Below are 13,947 nucleotides of genomic sequence, written 5' to 3' on the forward strand. Positions count from 1 at the left end.
AAATTTTAAGAGTAGATAATAATTATCATAAAGGAAATTTATTCATTATGTCGAAAATTCATTAAATTAATTTATGAAATTAGTTTATGTTTTTGGGAGGGTGCAGGGTGGATAGGACAAAAGGGGTAATGTATACAGTTGAAGATAGATGCGTCGGGTGTAACAAATGTATTCTGGAGTGCCCGGTTGAGTTCACTAATATTGCTTACCTTAAAGACGGTCAAAACAAAATAAAAGTTGATTCCGAACGATGCATCAATTGCGGCCATTGTATAGAGATTTGCGACCATGAAGCCAGGGATTACTATGACGATACCGAAGCTTTTTTTAAGGACTTAAAAAGTGGTCAAAAGATATCCGTCATTGCCGCGCCGGCAATAAGGTTCAATTTTAGTAATTACCAAAAGCTATTTGGCCTTTTAAAAAAGCTGGGTATCAATATGATTTATGATGTTTCATTTGGGGCGGATATTACCACCTGGGCGTATTTAAAAGTCATTAAGGAGAAGGGCTTGCGTTCTGTGGTTGCTCAACCTTGTCCACCCATCGTTAATTATGCGCAGAAAATAAATACAAGCTTGTTAAATTTTCTGGCGCCTATACATAGCCCGATGATGTGTTCGGCAGTATACATAAGAAAGTATTTAAAGATAAGCGATAAATTGGCTTTTTTGTCTCCCTGTATCGCCAAAATAAATGAAATTAGCGATAAAAACACAGCTGGTATTATCAGTTATAACATAACATATAAAAAATTGAAAAAATATTTGCAGCAAAATGGTTATGATCTGGATAAATGCGAAGAAAAGGATTTTGACGATAGCTGCGGCCTGGGCCTGGTTTACAGCAGGCCGGGGGGATTAAGGGAGAACGTGGGATACCATGTTGATAATGCCTGGGTTAAGCAAGTGGAAGGGGTTACCCATGCTTATCGCTATCTTGATGAATATAGCAACAGGGGAAATAGCGGCAAAAGCGTTCCGTTAATAGTAGACGTTTTAAACTGTATCAACGGATGTAACCTTGGCACAGGTACTGAAAGAGATATTTCCACAGATGATATTGATTATAAAATGAACGCATTGAAGCGGCAAAAGATATCTGAAAAATCCAAGAAAAGAATAACAGGACGTAAATCCTATGTGTTATTTGAAAAATTCAACAAAGAACTTAATTTAAGTGATTTTATCAGGAAATACGAGGACAAATCAGCCTCTATCAGGAGTAAGGAGCCTAATTCCGCGGATTTAAATCGAATTTTTTTAGAACTGTACAAGGAAACTGATGCTTCCAGAAATATCAACTGCTTTTCATGTGGATACGGCAGCTGCAAAGAATTTGCCAAAGCTATATTTAATCAAGTCAACCATTTGCATAATTGCATTTATTATAACCGCACCGGCATGGCAATGATGGCTAATGAAAAATCCCTGAGAGAAACTTTAAAGCAAAAAGTAGCTGAAATAATAAATTCCATGAGCCAGCTGGCGACTGCTAATGAGGACAATGTACGCGGGGCGAATAATGTAGAACAGCAAACCGATTCCGTGCTGGAAATGGCGGACATTCTGAAACAAACAATTGATGAGGTAAAAGACAAACTGCTGGGAATTGCCCATATTTCTCAAGATATAATTGGAATTGCAGAACAAACCAATCTGCTGGCATTAAACGCATCGATAGAAGCGGCCCGGGCCGGTGATCAAGGGCGGGGGTTTGCGGTGGTAGCCGAAGAAGTGAGAAAGTTATCAGATAACACCAAGCACACTGTTGATTCTGTCCGGTCCAACGAGCAGCTGGCAATCACAAATATTGAAAAGATTATTATCATGGCTGATGAACTTGATTCCAAAGTCAGGGTGGTTAATGAAGAAATCGGTAAGATTGTGGATAACGCTGAAAAGTGGTCGTTCAGAGAACAAGAGATTGTAAACTTGGCCCAATCTCTGCTGGAGTAAACGGTCAAAAAAACTGTCTGTACCTAAACGAATTTCCACGGGCAAATTAGATGTTCAATATAATCGAGGATAAAATAAATTACCAGGCCAAGCAGCCCCATGGCAATAATGCCGGCAAACATCTCATTATAGGCGAATCTGGACCATGCATCCAGCAAATAATACCCCAGTCCTTCCTGGCTGGATATGGTTTCGGAAAAAAACAAAATAGCAATGGCCGTACCCGATGCAACTCGTAAAGACGTAAGCATCTCCGGCAGCACGGCGGGCCAGACAACATGTTTGTATATGTCTAAACGAACCGCCCCCAACGATTTTACCGAATTGATCAGCGCCGCGTTGATGTTGCGGGAAGCATCCCTGATAGGAACCAGTATCTGAAAAAATACCACCAGCGTAATCAAAGTTATTTTGGATACATCTCCGTAACTTAACAAAGTGGCAAGTACCGGGAGAAAGACGATTTTAGGGATGGGATAAACCAGGTAAATAATCGGTGCTATAAAACGGTCCAGACTTTGTTCCCTGCCCAAAAGCATACCAATTGGCAAAGCCAGCACCAGTGACAGGGCAATACTGATGAACACGCGGTAGCTGCTGATTAAAAAATGCTGCCAGAGCCCCCGGGGGACTTCTTGAAGGAAAGTATTCAAAGCCGGTATGGGGCCCGGCAGGGCGGGGTTGTTGACGGCAAGGGCCAGCAATTCCCACCCGGCAAGTAAAGCAGCTATGGAACAAATTGTGCTTAAATATTTACGGTAGTTATTTTCTTCCAATTTAACACCTGCAAAATTAGTATTCAGGAGACAGGAGTCAGAAAGGAATGCCCAGGGCCGTTTTTTTATTCGGACTCCTGTCTCCTGAATTCTGACTCCTGATTTACCGGGACAGTTTGCTGCGAAGCATTGTTGATAGTTTATGGAATTCCGGTGTATTACGGTAATCGGCATTGCCTACTCCCGGGTTGCTTACGACTTCCAGAAGCCGGCCTGGACTACCGGATAATACGATGATCTGTTGTCCTAAATAAATTGCTTCTTCTATGCTGTGGGTCACCATGACAATGGTGATTCTTTTGTTTTTCCAGATATGCAGCAGCTGTTCCTGCAGTGTTTCACGGGTAAGGGCATCGAGAGAAGAAAAAGGCTCATCCATCAACAGCAGGTCCGGCTCCTGGGCCAGCGCCCGGGCTATGCCTACCCGCTGCCGCTGGCCGCCGCTCAACTGGGAGGGATAGCGGTTGCGCAGTTCCCACAAGCCCACCTCCTGCAGTATCCTCTTGACCCTGTCCAGTCTTGGCTCACGCTTGATACCCCTGATTTCAAGCCCCAGGCCTACGTTTTCCGCTACCTTTTTCCACGGCAGCAGTCCGTAATCCTGCAATATTAGAGCCGTTGACAGGCGGGGAGCAGTTAGTGTCTCCCCGTCCACCATTACGCTGCCGCCGCTTGGCCGCATTAAGCCCGATAGTACATACAAAAGTGATGACTTGCCGCAGCCCGAAGGTCCGATCAAGGCGCAGGTCGAACCGCGGGGAATGGCAAAACTTACTTCTTTTAGGGCCGGGACTTCCTTTTTATGCTGGAAATAGCTCACCGAGAGCCCCTGAACAATAACCTGGTTATCAGCACTGTTTAAACTGTTCATTTTTTAATGATACGCTCGTCCACCAGATCACCGTATTGAAAATCTTTTTGCAACAGCCCGTGGTCTTTCATCCAGCTGATTGTTTGTTCCACTCCCGCCTGATCAGGGGCCTGGGGCTCGGAAAAGTGCAGCTGTAAAGGGTGTTCCTGGCTGGACATTACTTCACCGGGAATCCTGGCTTTTTCCGCAATCAATTGTTCGTATTTTTCAGGATCGGCGGACAGGTCCTTAACTGCCCTGTCATAAGCCTGCATTAATTTTTTTACCCCTTCAATGTTCTGATCCAAAGTTTCCTGACGGACTATAACTACAGTTTGGGCAACGATGTTCTTGGAATTGTCGACAATTAAATGGGCACCTTTAATCTCAGCCAGTGTGGCAAAAGGGTCGGGCAGGGTTGCCGCTTTAACGCTGCCATTCAGCAAGGCCTCAAACCTGATGGGCAGCTTGACCATGTTGGTTGTTTTAATCTCATCCTGTTTCAGGCCTTCGGCGGTAAGCAGGTTGTCCGTTATATATTCATTGATAGTATTAAGAGAAAGAGCTATAGGCACGTTGGCCAGCTGTTCGGATTTGGTAATGCCGGAATCTGGTGCGGAGAGAATGGCAAACCTGTTTTCCCCCGGTGCCGCGCCCTGTCCGACTGAAACTGCTTTCACTGCGGTGCCGGAATTATTCATGGCTGCCACTGCCAGCAGATCTCCGATGCCGGCGTCTATTTGCCCGGCTGCGAAAGCGCTGTCTCTTTCAATGGCGCTGGGGAAAGGCACCAGTTCCACCTGGATGCCTTCATCTTTAAAATAACCCTGCTGTTCGGCAACCCAGAACGGTGAATTATCCGTAATGGGCATCATCCCCACCTTGACGGGGGCAATTTCGGGGGCGGCCTTGGGTGAACTGCAGCCGGTTAAGGTTAAGAACAGCCCCAGCGCAATTAAACATAAACATGTATTTTTTCGGCTTAAAGACAATTACTAATCCCTCCATATGCTTCATTCTTTATTTTCTTTCAATTTATTCTACTTTTGACGTGTTAAATCCTTGTACTTATTAACCGGTTCTATCTTACAAAAAAAACAACATCACCGAAATTCGCTCCGGCAGTTGTACCCACCCAGGGACATTTAATTTTTAGCAGAAAAAAGACTCTGTCTCTGGCCAGCTCTTCATGCTCCAGTGACTCAAAATTGGCCTGGCCTTTGGAAATAACCAGGCCGGAATCGGCTAACAAGGTTACTATTTTAGGAGCAACTTTGTTCAGCGGCACCCCTAAATAATTTGATCCGGTGGTAATGACCTCTGTTATTGTGTCCATCCCTACTTGAATGGCATCTTCCATGGTGGCATCATTTAATATCGGGCCGCCTTTGACGATGTAGATTACCTTTTTCCCCTTTTTATTTAACTCTTCCACCAACAATTTATCAAAAACGATCTCACCGGCGTTGTCGCCCACGATAACCACATGATCCACCCTGTTAAGCTTATCAATAAACCTGTCGTAATCGTCTTTGGAAAACCCTTCGCTTAAACTGTGTTCCAGACTGGCATTGATGTCAAAGTCTCTGCTAATGCCAAGGTCGATAATATTGCCCGAAGCGGCAATTTTTAAAGCGTCATAGAGTTTATTGTCAGACTTGTTGATGTACGCTTTCAGCTTGGGGTACAGATCCAGGCCAAGGGTGTTTAATCTTTGTTTAATTTCTTTATACGGGTCGTTGCTATTGATCATTTGATAAAGATTAATTAACATTTCTGTGGAATTTTCAGCCGGGGTTCTTTGGCGGTCCATGGTTTTAACGTTATCCATGATATTGAACAAAACCGGGTACTGTTTGTCCTCATCTATGCCGGCGATGCTCATACAGTTTACAGCCTGTTTAAGGTAACAGTGAACACAATCTATAGAAGCTTTCATTTTTAACCCCCTCATTAAAATCACCTTTATTAGTTTAACACACCTGGTGTTTTCAATAAGAAATTTTTTGATGAACGCTTTCGGAATTGGCTCGCACTGTTCCAGGTTTTTAAGATTTACAAATGCTGTCTTAAATAAAAAAATGCCCAATAATAAGGCAATTTGTAGCGATACTAATAAAAGGTCAAACCGGCTAAGGCCGGTTTTTTCTATCATCATCTGCCCAGAGGACTCCCGCCTCTAAGGCGGGGAGGTGAATGGGCGGCAGGGCTTAAAGCCCGGCAATTTTGTTGTAATTTACCAAAGATTACTGTAAAATAAGATCAGTAACTAATTAATGAAAGTCTTGGTGTAACTGTGAAATTAGATAGTAATTATCATTCAGTGTTCAAGCTGACTTATCACCTTGTTTTTGTGGTCAAGTACCGCAGGAAGGTAATCAACGACCAGATAGCTTTACGCATTAGGCAAATTGGCGAGTATATAGCGCCGAACTACAATATTGCATTTCTTGAATTCAACCACGACCGTGACCACGTGCACATACTCTTCAGCGCCCACCCCAAAAGCGCCTTGTCCAAGTACATTAACGCCTTCAAGAGCGCCTCGTCCCGACTTATTAAAAAGGAGTTTCCGGAAATCAGAAAATATCTCTGGAAAGAGTATTTCTGGTCCCGCAGTTTCTGCCTCTTGACCACTGGAGGAGCGCCAATTGAAGTGATTAAAAAATACATTGCATCCCAGGGTGAGAAAAAATGATTATCGTCCACCGTTTTCACATTGAGCCGACTAAAGAGCAGGAGCAAAAGTTGTTTCGGACACTTACGCTCTGCCGATGGCTTTACAACGCTGCCTTGGAACAGAAGGAAATTTGCTACCGGCAAAGAGGCAGATCGCCTTCCTGTATGCAACAAAAGAACGAGTTGCCGACGTTAAAAAAAGAATTGCCGGAATACAAACAGGTCAACGCTCAGGTTATGCAGGACTGCCTTCGGAGGTTAGATAACGCATTCCAGCGGCTTTTCAGTGGCCTGGCCGGATATCCCCACTATAAAGATCGGGATCATTACCGCTCTTTCACCTATCCGCAAGCAGATAAGCAAGACCAGTTTAAGAAACCCGGTTACATTTACCTGCCGAAAATAGGCTATATCAAAATGAATGCTCACTTTGCCTTTGACCCTTTAAAAGTTAGCCGGGTAAACGTCAAGTATCATAACGGCAAATGGTACGTCAACTTAACTTCGGAAATAGCAGAAGCCGAAGCCGTAGAAATTGTTAACAAAATTGGTATTGATGTTGGACTTTTAACTTTTGCCGCGCTTTCCGACGGCACTAAAATCGACAACCGAAAATACTTTCGTAAGTCTGAGAAGAAATTGGCCCGGTTACAGAGGCGACTTTCCCGCAAGAAAAAAGGTTCAAACAACCGGAGGAAAGCCAAAACCAAAGTAACCTGGCTTCACGATAAAATAGCCAACCAGCGCAAGGACTTTTTACACAAGGCTTCTTACGGTATAGTTAAAAAGTACGACTTGATAGCCGTTGAAGACTTGTCGGTCAAGAACATGATTAAAAATCATCATTTAAGCAAAAGCATTGCCGATGCCGGGTGGGGGAAGTTTGTTAACTACCTGGAATACAAATGTCTAAAATACGGCAAGACGTTCGTAAAAATCCCGCCAAGAGGAACGTCCCAGACTTGTGTCTGTGGCGCTCACGTGCCAAAAGACTTAAGCGTCCGGGTGCATAAGTGTCCTGAGTGCGGGCTGATTGCAGATCGGGATATAGTTTCGGCAATGGTGATATTACAAAGAGCAAGTTAAGTTTTTGCATTCTCAGTAGGGTTGGAAGCACCCAAACTTACGCCTGCGAAGATTGTGTAAGACCTTTAAGGCTACGGTCGATGAACCAGGAAGCTCCCCCTCTTAGCGAAGCGTAGGCGGGAGAGGCTTCACGCCACCCCGCACCATTCCATAATGATCAGGGCGATTATCTCTGCTGCTTCTAATATCCTCTTAATTTCGATATATTCGTTGGGGTAGTGGGCAACTTCAGTTACCCCCGCTCCGAAGACCACAACCGGTATATTGGCCAGCTGGCTCAAAAGCCCTCCATCGGTGCCCCAGGGGGATGCTTTGATCTCCGGGTCCCGGCCCAGCACTTGCCGGTAGGTGTTGCACAGTATGCCCATCAGTGGGTGATCCAGGGCTATATCACCCGGCAGCCAGCGTGCTCCAAACCACTCCACTCTGGGTGGATGCCCGCTGAACCACTAGTGCCTCAACGGCCAGGATGGCGGAAACGGTGCCCCCTTTCATATCGGTGGCCCCGCGCCCGTAAATCCTGCCGTCTTTGATCGTCCCGGACCAGGGTGAATCCGCCCATTGCCCGGGCTCGCCGGGCGGGACAACATCAATATGCCCGTTGACAATCAGCGACCGGCCGCCGCCGGTACCCTTTAAAACGCCCACCACATTCGGGCTGTCTTTAAAATCCGTCCGGGGTGAACAAAAACAAGGATGACTAATCAGGTCATTGCCCTGCTGCTCCCAGATATCTATCTCCATCCCCATTTGATTAAACCTGGCTGCCATTAGTTCCTGTGCTTGGCGTTCCCGGCCGGCCGTACTGGCGGCTTGAATCAGCCGGGATAAAAATTCCGCCGCCTCGCCGGCATGCTCCGCCAGCCACTGTTTGATTTGATTTTGCAATACCATCCCCCCGCTTTTGACTTCTGACTCCTGTCTCCTGCATCAATACACCCCAATTTCGTCAGGGATAATCAAAGGTGCTTCTGTTGCTTTAATTACATCGTCTATACTGTAATCTCCGGATACTTCCTTTAGCACCAGCCCGTTGCCGCTCACTTCGATAACAGCCATGTCGGTGATAATTAAATCAACCGACTTGGTCGTGGTCAGAGGGTAGGTGCACCGGCGAAGAATTTTGGGGGAACCGTCCTTGGCTACGTGATCGGTGGTTACGATAACCTTTTGGGCCTTTTGGGCCAGCTCTATGGCTCCACCCATGCCGGGGACCCTTTTGCCGGGCACGATCCAGTTGGCCAGATCCCCCTGCTCACTTACCTGCAGTGCGCCAAGCATGGTTATATCCAGCAGCCCCCGGCGAATCATGCCAAAGGCCACCGTGCTGTCAAAATAAGAAGATTCCGGCGCCAGGGTGATGGGCAATCCGCCGGCGTTGCAGAGAAAGGGATCTTCTTCACCCGGCCGGGGGGTTTGGCTGTAACCAAGAATGCCGTTCTCGGCTTGAAATACTATATGCACTCCATCCGGTACATAATCGGCCACCAGTGTCGGTATGCCAATGCCGAGATTGACGATCATGCCGTTTTTTAATTCCCGGGCGGCGCGCCGGGCTATTTGGTGTCTTTTTTCAATTCCCAGGCCCACTTCCAGTTCACCCCCTGGCTTGGTATTACCATATCCACGTAAACTCCCGGTGTCACAATGACCTCCGGGTCAAGGGAACCCAGCGGCACAATCTCGTCGGCCTCTGCGATGGTGAAAGTTGCGGCCATGGCCACAAGTGGGTTAAAGTTCCTGCCGCTGCGGATATAGGTGAGGTTCCCGAAGGTATCGGCCGTGGCTGCGTGTACTATGGCCACCTCCGCGGTAAGGGCGGATTCCAACAGGTATTCTTTGCCGTCAACCGTTATTTTTTGTTTGCCTTCTTCAACCACGGTGCCGATGCCAATGTCTGTGAGGATGCCGCCCAGTCCCATGCCTCCGGCTCTGATTCGTTCCGCCAGGGTGCCCTGGGGGCTGAACTCAACCTCCAGTTCACCTTTATGCATCAGTTCTCCGGCTACCGGGTTTGATCCAATATGGGAAGTTATTATTTTTTTAACGCGCCCGGCTGTTACCAGGCGTCCGATGCCCACATGGGGAAACCCGGTATCATTGCCGATTAGAAAAAGGTCTTTAACCCCTTTTTGCATCATGCCTTCAATCAGGGACGGAGGGTTGCCGATGCCTCCGAAACCACCGTACATCAAGACGGTGCCGTCGTTGATGTATGCCAGGGCTTCATCTAACGTTGCCACTTTGGAAAGGGCCTGTTCTCTTTCTCTCATACGGCACCACCTTTAATTTTTAACTGCCGCATCTTTGCAGCGAGGTATATTCAGCCAGCTTTATTTCAATTTGGCTCAGGGTTGTGTCAAGAAGGTCAGCCAGCAGGTTGATTTCTTTTTTGTTAATGGTCAGCGGCGGTGTTACCATAAATGCAGCTCCGGCCGGGCCGACAAAGCCACCGCTGGCGTTATAGATAAGTAAACCGTTTTCCATGGCCTGGTTGATGACCATTGCCGGTACTCTCAGCGCATCATTAAAAGGTTCCCCGGTAATATAATTGCCTATCAGTTCCAGACCCCACATCAGGCCCAGCCCCCGGATATTGCCGATGATCGGATGTTTTCGTCCTAATTCAGTTAGCTTTTTTTGCAGGTACCTGGAGTTGGTTTGAACTTTTTCAATAATGCGGTGGTCAAGCAAATATTTTATTACCGCCAGTGCTACAGAACAGGATAGCGGATTGGCACTGTAAGTATGGCCGCTCATTATATTGCCCGAGCCCCGGGTAATGGTCTCGATGATATGGTCAGCCACCACAGTGGCGGCAATGGGGGCATAACCGGCGCTTAGCCCTTTGCCGATTGCCATGATGTCGGGTTCAATACCCCAGTTCTTTACTGCAAACATTGGCCCGGTTCTGCCAAAGCCGGTCATGACCTCGTCAGCTATGAGCAAAATGTTGTGACGCCGGCATATTTCAACAATTCTGTCGTAATAGCCGTTCGGAGGAACAATGGCACCGCCGGATGCGCCGATGACAGGCTCAAATATGAAGCCCGCAATGTTTTCAGGGCCGATCAGGTTAATTGATCTTTCCAACTCGGCGGCGCATAATAAATTGCAGTTGGGGTAATTCTGTCCCATTGGGCAGCGGTAACAGTATGGCGGAGATGCCACGGGATAATCCTGTAATAACTGGGTAAATGGTTTTCTGCGGGCCGTATGACCGGACATGGAGAGGGCGCCCATGGTTATGCCGTGGTAGCTCATCCAGCGTGAAATAACCCTGTTTTTAGTTGGATAACCTTTTTCCTGCCAATACTGAATAGCAATCTTCATTGCTGTTTCCGTTGCTTCAGAGCCGCTGTTAACAAAAAACACCCAATTAAGATCACCGGGTGCAAGGTGGGCTACCATTTGGGCAAGATCCTCGGCAGGTTGGTTGGTAAACTGTGTCCTGTATGAAAATGCCACCTTCAGCGCCTGTTCCTTCATGGCCCTGGCAATGGTTATGTTCCCATGTCCGATATTGGCGGTGACAGCTCCCGAACAACCGTCGACATAGCATTTCCCTTCTGTGTCATAAAGGTAAATACCTTTGCCGTAGGATATTTTGGGATAGTCTTTCGAAAGATCGGGTTTAATTAAATGTGTGGTATGTTCCATACCATTCACCTGCCCTGCAAAGTTGTTCTTTAGTCAACTATATGAAATAGTCCCGGAATAATCTATAGGTCAAAGGCACTCATCTTTTTGACGAAAATTTATACGTTTTGTATAAAAACAGTCTCGTCAGGATAGTGAGGTAAATTGCGCAGTGCACGGAGGGAAACACCGGAGCGCCGGTTACAAGTAGCGTGAGAATTTTTCCGGTAGACCTTATAAAGGCTTCGCTGTTATAATATTTAAAATATTTTAACCAAACTTTTAATCTCGTTAACCGCCGCTAAGACTCCCGCCTCGCATAAGGAAAGGGGACACACCTGCTGAAGCTTGGGTACTTCTCTGGGGACAGGAATGTCCCCAACTAATGGAGTTAAGTGGCGATAAACTCGAAATAAGTGCGACTAAGGTTCAGATGGGGTCAAAACCCCACCTGAACCAAGTATTCTTTATAATGCTGATAAGATGGGGGCTGACGAGATGGCACTTTCCGTAAGGGAGGCGCTGGACAATACCGCTTTAAAGTATGGTAAGCTGTTGGCCGGCAAAGAAGGCCTGGATAAAAGAATTAAATGGGTAACCATTGTTGAAGTCCTTGAAGACATCAGCAGGCTGGCCGAAGGGGAATTGCTGATAACCACCGCTTATGGCATTGAATGGGAAACGGGTAAAAAATCAGAGTTTATTAAAAGACTCGCTGATAAGAAGCTTTCGGGTGTGGCAATAATGACCGGTTTTTACCTGCCGGAAATCAGTAATGAGTTTATTGAACAGGCGGATCAATTTAATTTGCCTTTGATTGAACTTCCCAGCTTTTTAAATTTCTCCGACATTACCCGTTCCATACTGCAAAAAATTGTTCAAAGCCAGTACGATTTGCTGGATTTCTCCGAAACTATTCACCAGGAGCTGCTGCAGTTGATGCTGCTAAACAAAAGTTTCCCTGCTATTGCCGAGCTCTTATCCAAATATTGCGGTGGAAACGCTGCTGTTTACGATGTCAATTGGGAGGCCACCGCCTTTGAAAACCCCTTGAAATATAATAGCCATTACCAGAGTGAGTTAATTAATTCCCTGACGGTGAAGGAGTTTAAAGACGTTCTTGACCAAAGGGAAATACTATGCTACGAGTCTTTAAGGAAAAATATGCCCATGATGAATATGGTGGCCCCCATCGCCGCCGATGAAAAAACATACGGTTATATTGTGATCTCAAAACCTTTGAAGCTCACGACGGAGGTTGATCGGATATCCATCAGGCACGCTGCCATGGTCTGTGCAATTGAATTTTTAAAGATCAATGCCGTTAAAGAAACGGAATGGCGGATGCAGGGGGACTTCCTGGAAGAAATACTGGCCAGGAAATGGATTAACACCTCAATGATTATGGAACGCGGCAAAATAATGGGTTTTGACTTTTCCGTGCCGCACAATGTTCTGATTATTAAACTATGCAACATTATTGCCGGACAAGGAGATACCGGGGTCGATCAAAACTTGATCATTCTTTGCGAAATGGCGGAGCAGGTTTTTAAAGCAAGCAATATTAAAATCTTTGTTAAGTTCCGGCATAATTCTTTGGTGCTGCTGTTGGAAGGGCAAACTTTATTCCGTGAAGAAATCAGCGCCGCGGCTGAGGCAATACAGGAAAGATGGTCAGCTGTGTCCCCTAATATCAAGATTGTTATCGGCATCGGCAGTAACCGCCGTTTAATTGAACACCTGGCGCGCTGTGCTGAAGAAGCTGAATTGTCTTTAAGGTTTGGACATTTTTTAAAATCACGCAACCAGATTTGTTTTTATGCCGACTTGGGGATTTTTCACTGGTTGATCGAACTTTATGAACAAAAAGTCGACCTGAGAGCCATGCGTGATAATATTCTGGGAGTATTGGTGGAATACGATCGCAAACACGGCAACCAGTTGATGGAAACCCTTGAAACCTATCTGGCCATGAATCAAAATATCCAGCAAACAGCAAGTGCGCTTTATATCCACAGGCATACCTTGAAATACAGGTTGAGCAGGATAGAATATAAAACGGGAATGAATTTGAAAAATCACCATCACCGAATTCAACTGCAGATGGCCATCTACATTCATAAATTTTTACAGGCGCTTGAATAAGACTAATTTGTATTTCACTTTACTTAAACCCCGGCTGGCCGGGGTTTTTGGTTATCTCAGCAATAAATGGGGAAAGCTGTGGGGAAAAATTAATCTGGATTTAATATTCATCTTACAGAAATAGTGATATAGTTCTAATTGGACAGGCTAAATTTAATATTCTTTACATATCCTTAATATTTTTAGGAGGATTAACCATGTTTTTCAAGAAAAAGGACATTTTTATTGAAACGCTTTCGCAAAGTGCTGATAATTTAATGGAGGCCTGCAGTCTTTTCCAGGAAGAAGTTAGCAACCTTAAGGATGTTGAATCCTATGCCGAAAGAATAAAAATTCTTGAGGATAAAGGGGACGAGCTTACTCATACTATTATTCACGCCTTGAATAAAACATTTATCACTCCGCTGGAAAGGGAAGATATACTGGGAATAGCTCTAAAATTAGATGATGTTGTAGACGGAATTGAAGCTGTTGCCGACCGGCTGGAAATCTACAAGGTAACAGAAGCCGATGAATATATTAAATTATTTGCCCAGATGATTGTTAATTGCGCTGAAGAAATAGTTACGGCCATCAATCTGTTGGCGCAGAAAAAAATGCAGCAGATGGAAAGACACATTTATAGAATAAATGAGCTGGAAAATGAAGCCGATCAGTTGGTAAGAGAATGCGTGATGACTTTATTTGAAGAACACAATGACCCCATCCTGATTATTAAGAAAAAAGAGATCTATGAAATGCTGGAAGGTGTTACCGATGCGTGTGAAGATGTGGCCAATATTCTTGAAGCTTTAATCATGCGGAACTCATAGAG

Annotated in this window: 14 protein-coding genes; 5 read left to right on the forward strand and 9 right to left on the reverse strand. The window is 45.6% G+C overall.

The annotated features are described in order from the left end of the window. Positions 1-107 precede the first annotated feature (107 nt). Positions 108-1,958, forward strand: a complete 1,851-nt coding sequence (locus BM056_RS11070; RefSeq protein ID WP_165613479.1) for a [Fe-Fe] hydrogenase large subunit C-terminal domain-containing protein — start codon at positions 108-110, stop codon at positions 1,956-1,958. A 23-nt stretch (positions 1,959-1,981) separates the two neighbouring features. Here BM056_RS11070 and BM056_RS11075 read toward each other — a convergent pair whose 3' ends face one another. From BM056_RS11075 to BM056_RS11090, 4 genes are all read right to left on the reverse strand, one after another. Next, positions 1,982-2,734, reverse strand: coding sequence for an ABC transporter permease (locus tag BM056_RS11075; protein ID WP_238456420.1), 753 nt, complete (start codon positions 2,732-2,734; stop codon positions 1,982-1,984). Positions 2,735-2,837: 103 nt separating this feature from the next. After that, positions 2,838-3,605 carry an ABC transporter ATP-binding protein gene (locus BM056_RS11080; protein ID WP_092471475.1) on the reverse strand — a complete coding sequence of 256 codons (768 nt, stop codon included), beginning with the start codon at positions 3,603-3,605 and terminating at the stop codon, positions 2,838-2,840. Continuing rightward, positions 3,602-4,576, reverse strand: a complete 975-nt coding sequence (locus BM056_RS11085) for an ABC transporter substrate-binding protein (protein ID WP_238456421.1) — start codon at positions 4,574-4,576, stop codon at positions 3,602-3,604. Before BM056_RS11085 ends, BM056_RS11080 begins: the two co-directional genes overlap by 4 nt. A gap of 89 nt (positions 4,577-4,665) precedes the next feature. After that, on the reverse strand, positions 4,666-5,523 hold the full coding sequence (locus BM056_RS11090) for a damage-control phosphatase ARMT1 family protein (protein WP_092471560.1): 858 nt from the start codon (positions 5,521-5,523) through the stop codon (positions 4,666-4,668). A 357-nt stretch (positions 5,524-5,880) separates the two neighbouring features. Between BM056_RS11090 and tnpA the strand changes: the two genes are divergently transcribed. Both tnpA and BM056_RS11100 read left to right on the forward strand, forming a co-directional pair. Continuing rightward, the gene (gene tnpA / locus BM056_RS11095) at positions 5,881-6,282 is read left to right on the forward strand and encodes an IS200/IS605 family transposase (RefSeq protein ID WP_114319285.1); all 402 of its coding nucleotides are present in this window, start codon (positions 5,881-5,883) and stop codon (positions 6,280-6,282) included. Further along, entirely contained in the window at positions 6,279-7,349 is a 1,071-nt protein-coding gene (locus BM056_RS11100) for an RNA-guided endonuclease InsQ/TnpB family protein (protein ID WP_092471477.1), read from the forward strand. The genes tnpA and BM056_RS11100 overlap by 4 nt, the downstream gene beginning before the upstream one ends. Positions 7,350-7,477: 128 nt before the next feature. Here BM056_RS11100 and BM056_RS27500 read toward each other — a convergent pair whose 3' ends face one another. The 5 genes from BM056_RS27500 to BM056_RS11120 are packed head-to-tail and all read right to left on the reverse strand — an operon-like array spanning position 7,478 to position 11,009. After that, positions 7,478-7,774: a M20/M25/M40 family metallo-hydrolase gene (locus BM056_RS27500; protein WP_207648175.1), complete on the reverse strand. Its 297-nt coding sequence runs from the start codon at positions 7,772-7,774 to the stop codon at positions 7,478-7,480. Next, positions 7,740-8,237: a M20/M25/M40 family metallo-hydrolase gene (locus BM056_RS27505; protein WP_207648176.1), complete on the reverse strand. Its 498-nt coding sequence runs from the start codon at positions 8,235-8,237 to the stop codon at positions 7,740-7,742. The genes BM056_RS27500 and BM056_RS27505 overlap by 35 nt, the downstream gene beginning before the upstream one ends. Before the next feature lie 42 nt (positions 8,238-8,279). Beyond that, a complete protein-coding gene (locus BM056_RS11110) occupies positions 8,280-8,939 on the reverse strand; it encodes a 3-oxoacid CoA-transferase subunit B (RefSeq protein ID WP_092471478.1) in 660 nt (219 codons plus the stop codon). Continuing rightward, positions 8,906-9,622 carry a CoA transferase subunit A gene (locus BM056_RS11115; RefSeq protein ID WP_092471479.1) on the reverse strand — a complete coding sequence of 239 codons (717 nt, stop codon included), beginning with the start codon at positions 9,620-9,622 and terminating at the stop codon, positions 8,906-8,908. Before BM056_RS11115 ends, BM056_RS11110 begins: the two co-directional genes overlap by 34 nt. A 19-nt stretch (positions 9,623-9,641) precedes the next feature. Beyond that, positions 9,642-11,009: an aspartate aminotransferase family protein gene (locus BM056_RS11120; RefSeq protein ID WP_092471480.1), complete on the reverse strand. Its 1,368-nt coding sequence runs from the start codon at positions 11,007-11,009 to the stop codon at positions 9,642-9,644. A gap of 477 nt (positions 11,010-11,486) precedes the next feature. Here BM056_RS11120 and BM056_RS11125 point away from each other — a divergent pair, with 477 nt between their 5' ends. Then, entirely contained in the window at positions 11,487-13,133 is a 1,647-nt protein-coding gene (locus BM056_RS11125; protein WP_165613480.1) for a PucR family transcriptional regulator, read from the forward strand. Positions 13,134-13,330: 197 nt separating this feature from the next. Further along, on the forward strand, positions 13,331-13,945 hold the full coding sequence (locus BM056_RS11130; RefSeq protein WP_092471482.1) for a DUF47 domain-containing protein: 615 nt from the start codon (positions 13,331-13,333) through the stop codon (positions 13,943-13,945). Positions 13,946-13,947 lie beyond the last annotated feature (2 nt).

This window comes from Desulfotruncus arcticus DSM 17038 (assembly GCF_900113335.1).
GTDB classification, from domain to species: domain Bacteria; phylum Bacillota; class Desulfotomaculia; order Desulfotomaculales; family Desulfallaceae; genus Desulfotruncus; species Desulfotruncus arcticus.